This is a genomic window from Nocardioides coralli (genome assembly GCF_019880385.1).
Lineage (GTDB): Bacteria > Actinomycetota > Actinomycetes > Propionibacteriales > Nocardioidaceae > Nocardioides > Nocardioides coralli.
In genome coordinates this window covers 1635307-1652855 of the sequence record NZ_CP082273.1, presented here as the reverse complement: position 1 = coordinate 1652855, position 17549 = coordinate 1635307, and the positions used below count along the sequence as shown (strand labels likewise).

General features: G+C 73.1%; 15 protein-coding genes and 1 rRNA gene. 2 read left to right on the top strand and 14 right to left on the bottom strand.

The window, feature by feature from the left end:
* The first annotated feature begins 16 nt into the window (after nucleotides 1-16).
* Nucleotides 17-1759: a CocE/NonD family hydrolase gene (locus K6T13_RS08050; protein ID WP_222897967.1), complete on the top strand. Its 1743-nt coding sequence runs from the start codon at nucleotides 17-19 to the stop codon at nucleotides 1757-1759.
* Between the two features lie 3 nt (nucleotides 1760-1762).
* On the opposite strand, the gene K6T13_RS08045 is transcribed toward K6T13_RS08050, so the two are convergent.
* The 12 genes from K6T13_RS08045 to K6T13_RS07990 all read right to left on the bottom strand — a co-directional run bounded on the left by K6T13_RS08045 (nucleotide 1763) and on the right by K6T13_RS07990 (nucleotide 15595).
* A complete protein-coding gene (locus K6T13_RS08045; protein ID WP_222897966.1) occupies nucleotides 1763-4327 on the bottom strand; it encodes a DEAD/DEAH box helicase in 2565 nt (854 codons plus the stop codon).
* Nucleotides 4324-5262, bottom strand: coding sequence for a site-specific tyrosine recombinase XerD (gene xerD, locus K6T13_RS08040; protein WP_222897965.1), 939 nt, complete (start codon nucleotides 5260-5262; stop codon nucleotides 4324-4326). Before xerD ends, K6T13_RS08045 begins: the two co-directional genes overlap by 4 nt.
* Nucleotides 5255-6370 (bottom strand): alanine dehydrogenase, encoded by a 1116-nt coding sequence (ald, locus tag K6T13_RS08035; RefSeq protein WP_222897964.1) that lies wholly within the window; start codon nucleotides 6368-6370, stop codon nucleotides 5255-5257. Before ald ends, xerD begins: the two co-directional genes overlap by 8 nt.
* Nucleotides 6371-6425: 55 nt before the next feature.
* The gene (locus K6T13_RS08030; RefSeq protein WP_222897963.1) at nucleotides 6426-7049 is read right to left on the bottom strand and encodes an NUDIX domain-containing protein; all 624 of its coding nucleotides are present in this window, start codon (nucleotides 7047-7049) and stop codon (nucleotides 6426-6428) included.
* A 66-nt stretch (nucleotides 7050-7115) separates the two neighbouring features.
* A complete protein-coding gene (gene pyrG / locus K6T13_RS08025; RefSeq protein ID WP_222897962.1) occupies nucleotides 7116-8813 on the bottom strand; it encodes a CTP synthase in 1698 nt (565 codons plus the stop codon).
* An 11-nt stretch (nucleotides 8814-8824) separates the two neighbouring features.
* Nucleotides 8825-9679, bottom strand: a complete 855-nt coding sequence (locus K6T13_RS08020; RefSeq protein WP_249424029.1) for a copper transporter — start codon at nucleotides 9677-9679, stop codon at nucleotides 8825-8827.
* Nucleotides 9679-10848, bottom strand: coding sequence for a putative cytokinetic ring protein SteA (gene steA, locus K6T13_RS08015; protein ID WP_222897960.1), 1170 nt, complete (start codon nucleotides 10846-10848; stop codon nucleotides 9679-9681). Before steA ends, K6T13_RS08020 begins: the two co-directional genes overlap by 1 nt.
* A 57-nt stretch (nucleotides 10849-10905) precedes the next feature.
* Nucleotides 10906-12600, bottom strand: coding sequence for a DNA repair protein RecN (gene recN / locus K6T13_RS08010; RefSeq protein ID WP_222897959.1), 1695 nt, complete (start codon nucleotides 12598-12600; stop codon nucleotides 10906-10908).
* Entirely contained in the window at nucleotides 12593-13540 is a 948-nt protein-coding gene (locus tag K6T13_RS08005) for an NAD kinase (RefSeq protein ID WP_222897958.1), read from the bottom strand. Before K6T13_RS08005 ends, recN begins: the two co-directional genes overlap by 8 nt.
* Nucleotides 13537-14373, bottom strand: coding sequence for a TlyA family RNA methyltransferase (locus K6T13_RS08000; RefSeq protein WP_222897957.1), 837 nt, complete (start codon nucleotides 14371-14373; stop codon nucleotides 13537-13539). The genes K6T13_RS08005 and K6T13_RS08000 overlap by 4 nt, the downstream gene beginning before the upstream one ends.
* Nucleotides 14374-14391: 18 nt before the next feature.
* A complete protein-coding gene (locus tag K6T13_RS07995; protein WP_222897956.1) occupies nucleotides 14392-14571 on the bottom strand; it encodes a hypothetical protein in 180 nt (59 codons plus the stop codon).
* A 10-nt stretch (nucleotides 14572-14581) separates the two neighbouring features.
* Complete coding sequence (locus K6T13_RS07990) at nucleotides 14582-15595, bottom strand: HAD-IIA family hydrolase (RefSeq protein WP_249423998.1); 1014 nt, start codon at nucleotides 15593-15595, stop codon at nucleotides 14582-14584.
* A gap of 49 nt (nucleotides 15596-15644) precedes the next feature.
* Here K6T13_RS07990 and K6T13_RS07985 point away from each other — a divergent pair, with 49 nt between their 5' ends.
* The gene (locus tag K6T13_RS07985) at nucleotides 15645-16763 is read left to right on the top strand and encodes a DUF1015 family protein (protein ID WP_222897955.1); all 1119 of its coding nucleotides are present in this window, start codon (nucleotides 15645-15647) and stop codon (nucleotides 16761-16763) included.
* On the opposite strand, the gene K6T13_RS07980 is transcribed toward K6T13_RS07985, so the two are convergent.
* Complete coding sequence (locus K6T13_RS07980; RefSeq protein ID WP_222897954.1) at nucleotides 16738-17094, bottom strand: single-stranded DNA-binding protein; 357 nt, start codon at nucleotides 17092-17094, stop codon at nucleotides 16738-16740. The two genes, K6T13_RS07985 and K6T13_RS07980, sit on opposite strands and share 26 nt — an antisense overlap.
* Before the next feature lie 220 nt (nucleotides 17095-17314).
* A 5S ribosomal RNA gene (gene rrf, locus K6T13_RS07975) occupies nucleotides 17315-17431 on the bottom strand.
* Between the last annotated feature and the right edge of the window lie 118 nt (nucleotides 17432-17549).

Genomic DNA, 17549 nt, shown 5'->3' with positions numbered 1-17549 from the left:
GAAGGGATCTCGGACCATGCCACACCGCCGTCGCCGCCACCGCCGGGCCGCCGCGGTCACGTCCACCGCCGCCGTCCTGGCGGGTCTGCTCGCCGTCGTCCCGGGCTCCCCGGGGGCGCAGGCCGACCCGACGCCCGCACCGCGTCGGGGGGAGGCGTGGGTGACCGTCCCCAGCGTCGACTCCGACCACGACGGTCGCGACGACCGGGTCCACGTCCGGTGGCGGCTGCCGCGCGCCGCTGAGGGGCCGGTCCCGGTGGTCGTGGAGCCGAGCCCGTACTTCGCCGGCCTGCGGGACGTGCGGATGCACGACGTCGACGTCGCGGCGCTGCGTCGCCGCACGGCCCGGCCCTGGTCCTCCTACCGTGACTGGCTGCTCCCCGAGGGCTACGCCTACGTCACCGCCGAGTCGCTCGGCAGCGGCGGCTCCACCGGCTGCCCGACGTCGGGCGGCCGCAACGAGACGGCGGCCATGACCGCCGTGGTGCGGTGGCTCACCGGCGACCTCGTGGGCCGCGGCACCGACGGTGGGCCCGTGACCGCCGCCTGGTCCACCGGCCGGGTGGGGATGATCGGCGTCTCCTACAACGGCACGCTCCCCCAGGCGACCGCGACCTCGGGCGTCGAGGGGCTCGACGCGGTGGTCGGGGTCTCGGCGATCTCCAGCTGGTACGACTACTACCGGTCCCAGGGCATGGTCCGCGCGCCGGGCGGCTACCAGGGGGAGGACGCCGACGTGCTCGCGCGGGCCGTCCTCACCCGGAACCGCCCGGGCCGCTGCCGGGAGGAGATCGCGAGCCTGCGGCGCCGTCAGGCGCGTCGCACCGGCGACCTCACGCCGTTCTGGCAGGCACGTGACTACCGGGCGGCCGCCCACCAGGTGTCGGCGGGGGTGCTGACCCTCCACGGAACCGCGGACGACAACGTCTTCAGCGACCAGGCCGGTCGCTGGGCGGAGGCGCTGGCGGCCACGGGGGCGCCGGTCCGCTCCTGGTGGCACCCCTACGGCCACGGCGACTGGCTCGCCGACCACCAGCCGTGGCGCGACCAGGTCCTGGCCTGGTTCGACCACTTCCTCCGCGACGCCGACAACGGCGTGCTCGCTGCCACCCCGGCGAGCACCCTCGTCACCCGCGCCGGCCGCTCGCGGAGCACAACGGCGTGGCCGGGAGGCGAGCCCACGACCCTCTGGGCAGGGCCGGTACGCCGTCACGAGGGCCGGCTGCGGACGAGTCCCGCGGCCGGCGGGGTCGGGGGCCTGGTGGACGACGCACGCCACACCCTCACCCGGCTCGCCCGGACCCCGCGCTCGCGCCACCGGCTGCTGTGGCGAAGCCCGCGGCTGGTGCGGCCCGTGGACCTCTCCGGTCACGGCTCGGTCGACGTCCGGTTCTCGGTCGACGCCGAGGCCGCCAACGTCTCCGTCGGCCTCGTGACGCTGGGTCACCGGCACGGCCAGCCGGTGCGCCTGGTGAGCGGCGGCTGGGCCGACCCCCGCAACCACGCGTCGCTCGCCCAGGAGTCGCCGTTGCGCCCCGGGGAGGTCTACGAGCTCTCCGTCGAGCTCGACCAGGCGCTCGTACGACGCGTGCCCGCGGGGGTCAGGCTGGGACTCGTCGTCGCCTCAAGCGACCACGCCCACACGCTGCGTCCCCCTGCGGGCACCCGGGTCCGGGTGCGGGTCGCCGGCACCCGGCTGGTGCTGCCGGTGGTGGGCGGTCCGGGCGCGCTCGCGGTCGCCCTCGGTGGGGCCGGCTGAGCCTCAGAGCCGGCGCAGGGCCGTCGCAGCGAGCACCAGCTCCCCGGTCTCGTCGGAGGCGTCGCAGTCGACGACGGCCTCGATCACCCAGTCGTGGTGGCCGGCGGGGTCGGCGAGGGTCTGCACGACGCGTCGGATGCGTGCCCCTGAGTCCTCCGGGGCGCCGGCGGGCACGCCCTGCTCCTCGGGCCCGATCCGCAGCAGCTGCGGCCCGCGGGCGTCGGCGTCGGTCCCGATGGCGTCGTGCTCCGCGTAGTAGTCCTCGAGCGCGACGTCCCACGCCCGACGGTCCATCACGACCTCGCGCGCCGGGTCGAGCCTGCCGGCGGCCTGCTGCTCGGTCCGCACGAGCGCGTCGAGGTCGTCGCGGGCGCACAGCAGCACGCGGGCGAACATCGCGTTGCGGATCATCACCTCGAAGCTGCGCGTCTGCCGCGACAACGGTCGCGGCGGCGGAGCCGGCTCGTGCCGCGCGACGTCGGCGGGCGCGTGCGCGGGGTCGGTCAGGGCCTCCCACTCGTCCAGGAGCGAGGAGTCGGTCTGACGCACCGTCTCCCCCAGCCAGTCGACCAGCTCCTCGAGCTCCGCGGTGCGGTGGCGCTCGGGCACGCTCTGACGCAGCGTGCGGTAGGCGTCGGTCAGGTAGCGCAGCAGGAGTCCTTCCGAGCGCGCCAGCTGGTAGCGGGAGATGACGTCGGTGAAGGTCATGCCCTGTTCCCACATCTCCCGCAACACCGACTTCGGGCCGAGCGCGTCGGGATCCAGCCAGGCGTGGGTCTGCCGGTAGGTCTCGAACAGCGCCTCCAGCCACTCCGCGAGCGGCTGCGGCCAGGTGATCTCCTCCAGCCGCGCCATGCGCTCGTCGTAGTCGAGGCCGTCCGCCTTCATCTCCGCGATCGCCTCGCCCCGCGCTGCGTACTGCTGGGCGAAGAGGATCTGACGCGGTGCCTCCAGCACGGCCTCGACCACCGACACCACGTCCAGGGTGTAGGTCGGGGCCTCCGGGTCCAGCACGTCGAACGCCGCCAGCGCGAAGTGCGCCAGCGGCTGGTTGAGCGCGAACTCCGGCGGCAGGTCGACCGTCAGCACGTAGCGGCGCCCGTGGGCGTCGAGCTCGTCCAGCCGGGTCAGCGTCCCCGAGCGGACCAGCGAGCGTGCCAGCCGCAGAGCGCGACGGGCCAGCCGGAGCTGCCGCCTGCGGTCCTCGTGGTTGTCGGTGAGCAGCCGCCGCAGCACCGGGAACGCGTCCTCCTCGCGGGAGACGACGTTGATCAGCATGGCGTTGTCGACCTTCATCCGGGACGTGAGCCGTTCGGGCGTCCCGCCGACGAGCTTGTCGAAGGTCTGCTCCGTCCAGACCACGGTGCCGTCGGGCGCCTTCTTGAGCTGGGCCTTGGATTTCTTCTTCGGGTTGGTGGCGTTCTTCTCGGCAGTCTTCCGCTTGGCCTTCTCGTTCTCGATGACGTGCTCGGGGGCCTGCACCACGACGTGCCCGGCGGTGTCGAAGCCGGCCCGGCCGGCCCGCCCGGCGATCTGCTGGAACTCCCGCACCCGCAGCACCCGCTGGCGGGTGCCGTCGAACTTGGCCAGACCGGTGAAGAGCACCGTCCGGATCGGGACGTTGATCCCGACCCCGAGGGTGTCCGTGCCGCAGATGACCGTCAGCAGCCCGTCCTGGGCCAGCTGCTCGACGAGGCGCCGGTACTTCGGCAGCATGCCCGCGTGGTGGACCCCGATGCCGGCACGGAGGAGGCGCGACAGCGTCTTGCCGAACCCCGCTCCGAACCTGACGCCGGCCATCCGCTCCGCGACCGCCTCCTTGTCCACGTGCTTCCCGGCCTTCCAGCCCTTGAGCAGGGTCGTGGCGTGGTCGACGGCGGCGGCCTGGGTGAAGTGGACGACGTAGACCGGCGCCTGTCCGGTCTCGACGAGCTCTGCGAGCGTGTCCGCGAGCGGCTCCAGCGACCAGGCGTGGGTCAGCGGCACGGGCCGCTCCGCATCCGCGACGACCGTGGTCTCCCGACCGTTGCGGCGCCCCAGGTCCTCGGCGATGGCCGACATGTCGCCGAGGGTGGCCGACATGAGGAGGAACTGCGCCTGCGGCAGCTCCAGCAGCGGCACCTGCCAGGCCCAGCCACGGTCCGGCTCCCCGTAGTAGTGGAACTCGTCCATGACCACGACCCCGACGTCCGCACCTGCCCCCTCCCGCAGCGCGATGTTGGCCAGGACCTCCGCCGTGCAGCAGATGATCGGCGCGTCGGGGTTGACCGCGGCGTCCCCGGTCAGCAGGCCGACGTCGTCGGGCCCGAAGACCTGGCAGAGGTCGAAGAACTTCTCGCTGACCAGAGCCTTGATCGGGGCGGTGTAGTAGCTCACCTGGTCCTCCGCGCGGGCGGCCATGTGGGCGGCCACGGCGACCAGCGACTTGCCCGAGCCCGTGGGGGTGGCGAGGACGACGTTGCTGCCGGCGAGCAGCTCGATGACGGCCTCGTCCTGGTGCGGGTACAGCTCCAGGCCGCGCTGCCGCGCGTGCCCGACCACCGCGTCGTAGACCTCGTCAGGGGTCATCCGCGAGCCCGCGGGTGCGCGGTGGCGAACACCTCGCGCAGGTTGTCGACCGTGACGAGGGTGTAGACCTGCGTGGTGGTGACCGACGCGTGCCCGAGCAGCTCCTGCACCACGCGGACGTCGGCACCACCGTCGAGGAGGTGCGTCGCGTAGGAGTGGCGCAACGTGTGGGGAGACACGTCGCGGGTCACGCCGGCGCGCTCGGCCGCGCGCACGAGGACGGCCCAGGCGCTCTGTCTCGACAGCCGCCCACCCCGGGAGTTGAGGAACAGTGCCCCGCTGGGGGTCCGGGTCGTGGCGAGCTCGGGTCGGGCGCGCACGAGGTAGGCGTCGACTGCCTCGCCGGCGTAGGACCCGAGAGGCACGAGACGCTCCTTGCCACCCTTGCCTCGCAGCAGCACGGTGCCCTCGACCAGGTCGAGGTCGTCGACGTCGAGCCCCACGGCCTCGGAGATCCGGGCACCGGTGCCGTAGAGCACCTCCAGCAGCGCCCGGTCGCGCAGCGCCAGCGTCGTGGCCGGGGCCCCGGCGGCCTCCAGGATCGCCTCCACGTCCGCCAGCGGCAGGGCCTTGGGCAACCGCTTGGCGGGCCGCGGCGGCTTGACCCCGGCCGCCGGGTCGAGCGTGGCCAGGCCGTCGGTGACGCAGAACTTGTGGAACCCCCGCACGGCCACCAGGGTGCGCGCCGCCGAGGTCGACGAGAGCGCCGGGTGGTCGGCGTCGCCCTCGCGAAGGCGGGCGAGGAACGAGGTCACCGTCGCCTCACTGACCCCGTCCAGGGACGTGATCCCCTCCCCCGCCAGGAACTCGGTGTAGCGGCGCAGGTCGCGCCGGTAGGACGACAGGGTGTTGGCCGCGAGGCCCCGCTCGACCCCCAGGTGGTCGAGGTAGGTGCGGACAGCGCGAGCGGTTGCGGGGACCGCAGCCTCAGGCAAGGGCCTCGTCCAGGGGCACGGCCTTGATGCCCACGGCCTCACCCACCGGACCGTTGGTGAGGTCGCCGGCGTGGGTGTTGAGGCCCAGCGCCAGGCTCCGGTCGTCGCGGCACGCCTGCTGCCAGCCCTTGTCGGCGACCGCCACCGTGTAGGGCAGCGTCGCGTTGGTGAGGGCGTAGGTGGAGGTGTTGGGTACGGCGCCGGGCATGTTGGCCACGCAGTAGAAGATCGAGTCGTGGACCTCGTAGGTCGGGTCGGCGTGAGTCGTGGCGCGGGTGTCCTCGAAGCACCCGCCCTGGTCGACGGCGATGTCGACCAGCACCGACCCGGACTTCATCTGCGAGACGAGCTCGTTGCTCACCAGCTTGGGGGCGGCCGCACCGGGGATCAGCACGGCACCGATCACCATGTCGGCCTCCATCACCTGCTGCTGGATGGCGAGCTTCGACGAGGCCAGGCCGTGGACCCTGTTGTTGTAGCGCCAGAACGACATCCGCAGCTTGTCGAGGTCGGTGTCGAGCAGGGTCACGTCGGCCCCCATGCCGAGGGCGATGTTGGCGGCGTTCTGCCCCGACACCCCGGCGCCGATGATGACCACCTTGGCGTTGGCCACGCCGCCCACGCCTCCCATGAGCACACCGCGGCCCCCGTTGGCCTTCATCAGCGAGTGGGCACCGACCTGCGGTGCCAGGCACCCGGCCACCTCGGACATCGGGTAGAGCAGCGGCAGCCCCCCGGAGGGCAGCTGCACGGTCTCGTAGGCGATCGCCGTCACCTTGCTCTCGATCAGCGCCTCGGTCAGCGGCTTGTCGGCAGCGAGGTGCAGGAAGGTGAAGAGCGTCAGCCCCTCCCGGAGCCGGTGGTACTCCTCGGCGATCGGCTCCTTGACCTTGAGCACCATGTCGGCGCTCCCCCAGACCTCGTCGGCGTCGTCGATGATCCGGGCACCGGCGGCGACGTACTCCTCGTCGGGGATCTGCGAGCCCTCGCCGGCGCCGCGCTGCACGAAGACCTCGTGGCCGTGCTGCGTCAGCTCGTGGGCACCGACCGGGGTGAGCGCCACCCGGTACTCGTGGTTCTTGACTTCCTGGGGGACGCCGACCTTCACCTGGACTCCTCGGGGTGCGTGAGCGCCCTCACACGATCGTGGGGCGGCGCCGAGACTACTCCCCGCGGGCCGATGGTGCGCCGACCCCCCGGGCATCGGCGAGGAGGACCGCCAGCACGAGGGGGGCGTCGGCCACCCGTCCGTCGAGCACCGCGGCGCGCAGCTCCGTGAGGGGCACCCACACCACGCTCATCTCCGCCTCCTCGTGCTCGAGGTCGAAGTCGTCGCGCCCCACGTCGGTCAGGCCGCGTGCGAGGTAGAAGTGCATCTGCTCGGTGCTCAGGCCCGGGGAGGAGTACGTCGTCGCGAGGTGCGCCCACGAGGACGCCGCCAGGCCCACCTCCTCCTGCAGCTCCCGCTGGGCCACGGCGAGCGGCTCCTCCCCCGGCTCGTCGCACAGCCCGGCAGGCAGCTCGACGAAGCGTCGTTGCGCGGGATGGCGGTACTGCAGCAGGCAGCACGCGCGGTCGCGCTCGTCGACCGCCAGCACCACCACGGCGCCCGGGTGCTCGAGCACGAGCCGCCGGAAGGGCTCCCCGTCCGGGTCACCCGGCCGCGTGATGCGGTCGGCCCGGAGCGCCACCACCCAGTCGTCGCGGTGGAGGTCCTCGCTGTCGGTGACCGGCCAGCTCTCCGCCACGTCGCCCAGGGGCGGCGCCTGCCCTCGCGGCTGATCCATGTCACCGGACGCTACGGTCCGCGTTCAGGCCTCGCCAGTCCGACGCGCCCGGCCGAGGAGGACCCGTCAGACCTCGTCGCCCACGGGCGGCCGTCGGAGCCCGGTCTCGTCGATGGGGAACCGCTCGGCCTTCTGCCGCTCGATGGCGGCACCGATCAGCCCGGCGAACAGCGGGTGCGGCCGCGTCGGCCGCGAGCGCAGCTCGGGGTGGGCCTGGGTGGCGACGTAGTAGGGGTGCACCTCGCGCGGCAGCTCCACGAACTCCACGAGACCCAGCTCGGGGTTGGTGCCCGAGAAGAGCAGACCCGCCTCGGCCAGCGGCTCCCGGTAGTCGTTGTTGACCTCGTAGCGGTGGCGGTGCCGCTCCTGCACGGTCGCCTCGCCGTAGACCTCGCGCACGACGCTGCCCTCCGCCAGCGACGCCGGGTAGAGGCCCAGTCGCATCGTGCCACCGAGGTCGCCGGCACCCTCGACGAAGGACTTCTGCTCCTCCATGGTGGCGATCACCGGCTCCGGGCTGTCGGGGTCGAACTCGGTCGACCCGGCCTTCTCGAGACCGGCGACGTTGCGGGCGTACTCGATGACCATGCACTGCAGTCCGAGGCACAGGCCGAGCGTCGGGATGCCGTGGGTCCGCGCGTAGGTGAGGGCGCCGAGCTTGCCCTCGATGCCGCGGATGCCGAAGCCTCCCGGCACGCAGATCGCGTCGACGTCGTGCAGGTTGCGGGCCGCGCCGGCCGGCGACTCGCACTCGTCGGAGGCGACCCAGCGCAGGTGCACGCGAGCCTCGTGGGCGAACCCTCCGGCCCGCAGCGCCTCGGCGACGGACAGGTAGGCGTCGGGCAGGTCGACGTACTTGCCCACGAGGGCGACGGTGACCTCCTCGTTGGGGTGGTGGACCCGACGCAGCAGGTCGTCCCAGGCGGTCCAGTCGACGTCACGGAAGGGCAGGTTCAGACGCCGCACCAGGTAGGCGTCGAGCCCCTCCCGGTGAAGCACCTTGGGGATGTCGTAGATCGACGGGGCGTCGGCCGCGGTGACCACGGCCTCCTGGTCGACGTCGCACATCAGGGAGATCTTGCGCTTGATGCCCTCGGGCAGATCGCGGTCGGCGCGGCACACCACGGCGTCGGGCTGGATACCGATCGAGCGGAGCGCCGCCACGGAGTGCTGGGTCGGCTTCGTCTTCAGCTCACCGGAGGGCCCGATGAAGGGCACGAGGGAGACGTGGATGAAGAAGCAGTTGTCGCGCCCGATGTCGTGGCGGGTCTGCCGCGCGGCCTCCAGGAACGGCAGCGACTCGATGTCGCCCACCGTGCCGCCGACCTCGGTGATCACCACGTCGACATCGCCGTCGGCCCCCATCGCCACGATGCGGTCCTTGATCTCGTTGGTGATGTGGGGGATCACCTGCACGGTGTCACCGAGGTAGTCGCCGCGACGCTCCTTGGCGATCACGCTGGAGTAGACCTGCCCCGTGGTGACGTTGGCGATCTGGGAGAGGTCGGTGTCGAGGAACCGCTCGTAGTGCCCGATGTCGAGGTCGGTCTCCGCGCCGTCGTTGGTGACGAAGACCTCACCGTGCTGAAAGGGGTTCATCGTCCCCGGGTCGACGTTGAGGTAGGGGTCGAGCTTCTGCATCGTCACGCGCAGCCCCCGCGCCTTCAGGAGGTTGCCGAGACTCGAGGCCGTGAGCCCCTTCCCCAGCGAGGAGGCGACGCCTCCGGTGACGAACACATGCTTGACGGGCGTCGCGTGCTTCACGGGGTTTCATCCTACCCGAGCGGGAGCATTCCGTCGGATCCTGACGCACCGTAGGAGCCCCCCGGTTCGGCGTCGGCCCGGGCCAGGGCGAGCACGGCGGCCAGGCGACCTGCCGGGCCGTCGACGCCGTCGACCGTGGTGACCGACCCGAGCTCGTCGAGGACCGCCAGGTCACGGGCACCCGCCGGCGCCGCGACCACGACTCCGGCGGCCCGCGTGGACAGCCCGGAGACCAGGTCGGCGACGACGTGGTCCTCGATGTCGGACCCGAGGACCACCAGCAGCAGCGGTGCGAGCCGTGACTCCTCGCCCCCGCCGGACAGCAGGCTCGCCGCACCGATGCTCTGCCGGATCGTCAGGGCGTCGCGGTCGGCCGCCACACCCGTGGCCTTCGGGGAGGCGATGGCCCGGCCCACCAGCTGGCCCATCCGCTCGTAGGCGACGGCGTCGTCGGCGGCAGCACCTCCGGCCAGCTGCTCCAGCAGCTGGCTGCCGAGGGTGTCGATGAGCGTCTTCTCGCGCGGACTGACCAGGGACCGGCCCGCACTCCAGCGTGCGACCACCGAGCCCTCGGCCTCGCGGATCCCCGCGACCAGGTCCTCGACGACCCCGTCGTCGGCCCCCGGCGTCGACAGCACCGCCACGACACGTCCGTCGAGCCGGGAGCCGAGCAGGGTGGCGGCTGCGGACTCGGCGAGGTCGTCGGCGGAGGCGCCCGGGTCGGTCGCGGGCTCCTGCGAAGGCGGCGGGGTGGCCGTGGTCGGCAGCAACCGCTCGTGGCTCAACGGACCGGCGCCGAGCGCGACCCCGGTCGCGAGCGCGAGGACCAGGGCCACGGCGACCACGAGGTGGCGACGTACGAGCATCACGCGAACCACCCAGACCACGTCTGCTGGACCCAGGCCCAGGCCGTCGCCGCCCACTCCTGACCCACCGGTGTGGTGGCCACGGCAGCGGCCACGGCCAGCAGACCGAGCAGCAGCGTCCAGAACAGGTGCCGGGGCCGCAGTCGTCCGGAGTAGAGGATGGGCACCGCGGTGGCGTCCACGAGTCGTTGTCCGACCCGCAGCCGGGTCAGGTAGGTGCTGGCCAGGCCGGACCGCTGCCGGTCCAGGAAGTCGTCCAGCGAGGCGTGCACGCCCACCCCCACGATGACGGAGGCCCCCGCCGCGTCTGCGAGCAGCAGGGCGACGTCCTCCGTGGTGGCACCGGTCTCCACCCGTCCGGCGCGGATCCCGATCCGGTCCAGCGCCTCGACGGGACGCCGGTTCCCCCGGTCGACCCGGACGACGACGTCGTGGGCGCTGCGCAGCGTCGCCGCCTGCGGCAGGTCCGGGTCGTCCGCGCCGGCGCCGACGACGATGATGTCGGGGGTGTGACCAGCCTGGCGGATCACCTCCGCACCCCCGTCGACGCCGATCAGCACAGGACGCTGCTCGTGCAGGAACGCCTTGATGCCACGCAGCTCCAGCAGGTGCTCGTGCCCGTCGACCACCACGACAGCAGGTCTGCCGGCCACCTTTGTCCCGGGAGTCGGTAGTCCCTGGCCGTGGAGCAGCAGCGCCTCCTCGCGACGCAGGAGCTCGGTGCTGTTGTGGGTGAAGGTCTCCAGCTGGGTCCCGAGCCCGGTCCGGGCCAGATCCATCTCGCTGGTCAGCAGCGCCAGGTCGACGCTGCGACCCATCGCCACCGGGGAGTCCTCGGTGAAGACCACCTCCTGGTGCACGCGCACCCGGGCACCGTCGGCGATCTGGTCACCGCCCTCCAGGCGGTCCAGCAGCAGCACCCCCGCCTGCGCGAGGACCGCGGGCCCCAGCGCCGGGTAGCGGCCGGAGAGGAACGGTGAGACGTTGAGCACGGCGGCGACCTGCGCGTCGACGAGGGCCTGCGCGGTGGCGCGGTCGAGGTCGAGGTGGTCGATGACGGCGATGTCGCCGGGCCGCAAGCGCGGGAGCAGCACCCTGGTACGACGGTCCACGCGGGCCGTTCCCGTGAGCCCGGGCAGGGCGACGGAGGATCGGTTGCGGACAGGCACTGCCACATGGTGTCAGCCGGGTGGGCGCGCCGACGGCATCCGTGGGGCGTCGGTGTGTCAGCCGCCGGCCCGTGCGGGCTGGGCCGTGGCCAGCAGCTCCCGGGCGTGGGCCAGCGCGTTGTCGGACTCGCTCAGCCCGGCCATCATCCGCGACAGCTCGCGCTCGCGCGCCTCCTCGTCGAGCACGCTCAGGCCCGAGCTCGTGACCGACCCGTCGTGCGACTTGGCCACCACGACGTGGCGGTCGGCATAGGCGGCGACCTGCGGCAGGTGGGTCACCACCAGGACCTGGGCCTCCCGGGCCAGCCTGGCCAGGCGGCGGCCGACCTCCACGGCCGCCGCGCCCCCGACCCCGGCGTCGACCTCGTCGAAGACGAAGGTGGGGACGGTCCCGGTCGCGGCGAGCGTCACCTCGAGGGCCAGCATCACGCGGGAGAGCTCACCCCCGGAGGCACCCTTGTGGAGCGGTCGGGGCTCCGCGCCGACGTTGGCGGCCAGCCGCAGCTCCACGACGTCGCGCCCCGAGCGGCCGAAGTCGTCGCGGGGCTCGACCGCGACCTCGAGCCGCGCGTGCGGCATCGCGAGGTCGGCGAGCTCGCTGGTCACCGCGGCGCCGAGACGCGCCGCGGCCTCGGTCCGGGCGGCCGTGAGGGTGCCGGCCACCTCGACCAGCTCATTCCGGAGCCGGTCCCGGGTGGCGCGCAAGGTCTCGATCCGTTCGTCGGTGCCGTCGAGGTCGAGGAGCCGTTCGGCGGACCGGTCGCGCCAGGCGAGGACCTCCGCCAGCGACTCGCCGTACTTGCGCGTCAGGCCGGTCAGGGCCGCCCGGCGCTCCGACACCGCAGCCAGTCGCGCGGGGTCGACCTCGATGCCCGAGGCGTAGGAGGCCACGTCGGCCGCGAGGTCGGAGAGCAGATAGGTGAGCTCGCCGATCCGGTCGGCAAGACCGGCAGCCTCCCGGTCGTGGTCGCGGACTCCGTCGAGCGCGTTGCGGGCGGCCGCCGTGGTCCCGAGCGCGTCGGGAGCGTCACCGTCGCCGCTGAGCGCCTCCCGCGCCGTCTCGGCCGCGACCCGCAGCGCGTCCGCGTGACCGAGGCGGGCCTCCTCCGCCGCCAGCGCCGTGTCCTCGCCGGCGACCGGCGCCACCGCGTCGATCTCGCCGAGGCCGAAGCGGAGCAGGTCGGCCTCCCGGGCGCGTTCGCGGGCCTGGCCGGAGACCTCGGCCAGCTCGCGCTCGGTGGCCTGCAAGGCCGTGTGGAGGTCGCGGTAGCGAGACAGGGGGAGGCCGATCGCGTCGCCGCCGTAGCGATCCAGGGCCCGCCGCTGCGCCGAGGGCTGCAGCAACCGGTGCTGGTCGGACTGACCATGGACGGCCACGAGGGGTGCGGTGAGGTCGGCCAGCCGGCTCACGGGCACCGTCGCGCCACCGACGAAGGCGCGCGAGCGACCCTCGGCGCTGACGGACCGACCGAGCACCACCCGCTGGTCCTCGACCTCTCCCCCGGCGTCGTCGACCGCCGCGGCGAAGTCCGGCAGGGCGGCCGTGACGACGGTGCCCTCGACCCGTGCCCGGGAAGCGCCGGTCCGCACGGCACCACTGTCGGCGCGGCCGCCGAGCAGCAGGCCGAGCGCGGTGACGATCATGGTCTTCCCGGCACCGGTCTCCCCGGTGATCACGGTCAGGCCGGGCCCGAGCTCGAGGACCGAGTCGTCGATGACCCCGAGAGAGGCGATCCGGATCTCCTCAAGCACCCGCGCCCCCGTTCCGCCGGCGGCGTTCTCCGGCGCCCCGCCACCCCTCGACGGGCAGGTCGAACTTGGCCACGAGCCGATCGGTGAAGGGAGCAGCGTGAAGGCGCACCAGGCGCACCGGGGTGGCGCCCCGGCGGACCTCGATGCGGGCGCCGGGAGGCAGGTCGACGGTGCGTCGGCCGTCGCACCACAGCACCCCGGCACCGTCGCTGCGGGTGAGGACCTCGACCGCGACCACCGAGGTCGGGGCCACCACCATCGGGCGGGCGAAGAGGGCGTGGGCGCTCAGGGGGACGACGCACAGGGCCTCGACGCCCGGCCACACGATGGGCCCCCCGGCGCTGAAGTTGTAGGCGGTCGAGCCCGTGGGCGTGGCACACACGACGCCGTCGCAGCCCCACCGCGACAGCGGTCGACCGTCGATCTCGAGCACGACCTCGAGCATCCGCTCGCGCGCCGCCTTCTCCACGCTCGCCTCGTTGAGCGCGAAGGTGCTGCTGACCAGCTCGCCGTCGTGGTGGACCGTGACGTCGATGGTGAAGCGCTCGTCGGTGGTGTAGCGACGCTGCACGATGGCCTCGATGGTCGACTCGACGTCATCGACCTCGGCCTCGGCCAGGAAGCCGACGTGGCCGATGTTGACGCCCAGCACCGGCGTCCCGCTCTCGTGGGTGATCTCGGCCGCACGCAGGATGGTGCCGTCACCGCCGATGACCACGGCGAGCTCGCAGCCGTGCCCGGCGTCGGCCTCGCCGTCGGCGTACTCGATGCCCTCGGGACACTCCGGGCCCAACCCCAGGTCACGTGCCTCGTCGGCGAGCAGCCTCACGAGGATCCCGTGACCGACGAGCGTGCGGACGAACGCCGTCGCGATCGCGTGCGCCTCCGGCCGGCCGGTGTGGGCCAGCAGCAGCACGCGGCGGTCGGTGGCCGGGGTCACGGGTCCACCTTCTCACCCGGCGCCGACGTCGAGGTGCCGCCCCGCACGACGGCGTCGCGTTCGGCCGCCGACAGGGAGTCCGGGCCGCGGCGGAGCCACAGGAAGAACTCGACGTTGCCCGAGGGACCGGGCAGTGGGCTCGGTGTGACCATGCGAACCCCCCATCCCCGCGTCGCGGCAGCCTCCGCCACGGTGGCCACGGCCTCCACCCAGAGCTCGGGATCCCGAACCACACCCCCCTTGCCCACGCGGTCCTTCCCCACCTCGAACTGCGGCTTCACCATGAGGGCGAGGTCGCCGTCGGGCGAGGTCACCGAGACCAGCGCGTCCAGCACCAGCGTCAGCGAGATGAAGGACAGATCTCCCACGACCAGGTCGACCGGGTCCCCCACCAGCTCCGGGGTGAGGTCACGGATGTTGGTGCGGTCGTGGACGACGACGCGTGGATCGGTGCGGACCGGCCAAGCGAGCTGGCCGTAGCCCACGTCGACGGCCACGACCTCTCGTGCGCCTGCCCGCAGCAGCACGTCGGTGAACCCCCCGGTCGACGCGCCGGCGTCGAGACAGCGGCGCCCTGCGACGTCGAGCCCCGCCGGGGTGAAGACCTCGAGTGCCCCTGCCAGCTTGTGACCCCCGCGCGAGACGTAGTCGGGTCGGTCGGGGTCGTCGCGCACCACGATCGCCGCGTCCGTGGTGACGCCGGTCGCAGGCTTCGTGGCCCGGGCTCCGGCGACGGTGACCCGACCGGCAGCCACCAGCTCGCTGGCGTGCTCACGGGACCGGGCCAGTCCTCGCCGGACCAGCTCGGCGTCCAGCCGGAGTCGGCGCGGCACCCCGGATCAGGCCCGGGGTCAGGCGTCGTCGCCGTCGAGGGCGGCTCGCAGGCGCGCGTGGGCGGACTCGAAGACAGGCGGGTGGTCAGCGACGTCGAGCTCGTCCAGCCCCGCGAGGGAGTCGAGCACCTCGTCCACCGCGGCGACGCCGGTCCGGACGGCATCGGCCCTGGGGGTCTCGGGATGCGCCTGGCTCATGGCCAGGAGGCTACCGCTCCGGGGCGGTCCCGGGCGGCACCGACCCCGTGGTGTCCACAGGCGTGCCGTGCTCGTCCAGGTGGTGCCACCCAGCCGTGGCCACCACCCGCCACCAGTCGTCGACCGCTCCCGAGCCGGTCACGGCGAGGACTCCGTCGTCGACGCGTGCGGTCCACCCCCCGAGCTCCCACCCGGCGTCGCGTCGCTCCGGGCACCCGTGCACCGCGAACAACCCCGTGAGATCGGTGGAGACGTGGGTCGGCCGCAGTCTCGGCGCGGCGGAGACCAGCTCATCCAGGCCGGTGACGCCCGTCATGACGAGGAGCGAGGCGACCGACACGTTCCGCGCGCCCTCGATGTCGGTGTCGATCCGGTCGCCGACCATCAGCGGTCGGTCACCGCCGACGCGGCGGATGGTCTCGTCGAGCAGGGGCCGCTCGGGTTTGCCGGCCACCTCCGGGGTGACGTCAGCGAAGCGCGCGATCATGTCGACGAGCACGCCGTGCCCGGGCGCTGGGCCGTCGTGCGTGGGGAGCGTACGGTCGGTGTTGCTGGCGACCCAGGGCAGGCCCCCGCGGATCCGCACCGCCGCACGCATCACGTCGCGCCACACGACGTCCGGCCCGTAGCCGCTCACGATCGCCACCACGTCCGCGTCGTCGACGTCGCGCGGCTCGAGGCCCTCCTCCCGCACCGCCTCGACCAGGCCCTCCGCGCCCAGCACCGCGATGGCCGCGTCGCTGCCGAACCTCGTCCGGAGCACGTGGGCCGCGGCCTGGGCAGAGGTGACGACATCGGCCGGGGAGGCCTCGACCCCCACCGCGGCGAGCCGCTGGACCACCGCGTCGGGAGGGCGAGAGGCGTTGTTGGTGATGAACGCGACGTGCACACCGGTGTCGCGCAGGGCGCGGAGCTGGTCGGGCGCCCCGGGCACGGCGGTCTCCCCGATGTAGACCACGCCGTCGAGGTCGAACATCACCAGGTCGTGGGAGTCGACCAAGGGTCCTGCCGTCGCCCTGAGCACGCTCACCCTCCTCCCTGCTGTCGCTGGGAGGGCACCCTACGATGACCCGGTGGATTCCGGACCGGCGCGCCCCCCAGCCCCCGTCGCCGGCCCGTTCCGTCTGGAGGCCTTCCGCGCCCTCGGTCTCTCCCCGCACCGGGTCGGGGACCCCGCGTCGGCCCGGGCCTTCGCGCGGCCGTACCGGGACGTCGGCAGCCGGCTGCGTCGGTGGGAGCGCCAGGGACACCTGACGCGCGACACCCAGCCCGCCGTCTACCTGCACGAGTACGCCGTCGGCGGCCTCACCGTCCGCGGTCTGGTCGGCGCGCTGGACGTGTCACGGCGGGCGAGCCCGGGAGAGCAGCAGGTCGTGCTCCCCCACGAGGGCGTCCACGACGCCCAGGCCGACGAGCTGGCGGCCCGGATGACGCAGATGCAGGTGAACCCCGCCCCCATCCTGCTGGTGCACCGCGGTCCTGCCGCCGTGCGCGCCCTCGTCCACGACGTCATGGCCGGCCCCCCTGACCGCGAGTTCACGGACCGTGCCGAGCGGCACAACCGGCTGTGGGCGATCCGTGCTCCCGAGCTGCTGGCGCGACTCCGGGAGGACCTGGCGGATGCCCGGCCGCTCATCGCGGACGGACACCACCGCTACGAGGCCTACCTCCGGATGCAGGAGGCCGATCCGGGCTCCCCCGCCGACCGGGGCCTCGCGATGCTGGTCGACCAGGACGACACCCCCCTCTTCCTCGGGGCCATCCATCGCACGGTGGCGGACACGTCGCTCCCGCAGCTCGGCGAGGCCGTCGAGGGCATCGCCGAGCTGAGCGCGGCCGCGGAGCCCGATGCCATGGCGGCGCTCGGCCCCAGCACCCTGGTGGTCACCGATGGTCGGGAGTGGGCCCGCCTCGAGCTCCGGCTGCCGGACTCCCGGGCGGCGGTGGAGGTGCTGCACGAGGAGCTGCTGCCCCGACTTCCCGGCAAGCCCCGTCGTGTGACCTACCACCACTCGGTCGAGGACACGCTGCAACGGCTCACCCGCCGACGGATCGCCGTGCTCATGCCGGCACCGGACTTCGACCTCGTGGGTGGGATCGTGGCCGACCACCGGGTCCTCCCGGAGAAGGCCACCTCGTTCCAGCCCAAGCCCAGTCTCGGCGTCATCATGCGGTCGCTGCGCGACGGATGATCCGGGCGGCGGCGACCTCCACCTCCACGCGCGACTGGGTGCCGCCACCGGTGCGGTAGAACCGTCGGCGCAGCGCACCCTCGACCTCGACGAGGTCGCCGGGGCTCCAGCGCGCGACCGAGCGTTGTGTCCGCCCGCTCCAGGCCGCGCACTCGAGGGCGTCGACGCGTTGCCGGCCGTGGGGCTGCTCACGCGCCACCACGACCCGGAACGCCCACACCCGGTCGCCGCTGGGCAACCTGCGTTCCTCGGGCTCCCCCGAGACCCGACCCACCAACCGCACCTGGTTGTGGTCGGCCACCTGCTGGCTCGCTGCTGTCGTCCCTGTCATCTCTCATCACCTCGGCACCCAGCCTGTCGGTGGGCACCGACGCCCCGGCGGGCCTGCCGATGCAGGCTGTGAAGACTGCCGGTCATGGCTTGCCTGTGCCTGACAGCTGGCTCGTCCCCGGGCTCGACCACAACCACCGTCATGGCCAGAAATGGGTCCGGAAAAGGTCTGGAAATGGATCGAGGGCCACCCCGTCTGGGGTGGCCCTCGATGAAAGAATGTCCGGCGGCGTCCTACTCTCCCACAGCCTCTCGGGTGCAGTACCATCGGCGCTGAACGGCTTAACTTCCGGGTTCGGGATGGGTCCGGGTGTTTCCCGTTCGCTATGGCCGCCGTAACTCTATTTCCAACTGTTCCCTGCCACACACTCGTGTGTGGTGGGTGTGTTGGTTGGGATCTGGTTAGTGGACGCGGAGCAGTGCTCTTTGTGTGTCTGTGGGTGTCGTGCACACCGT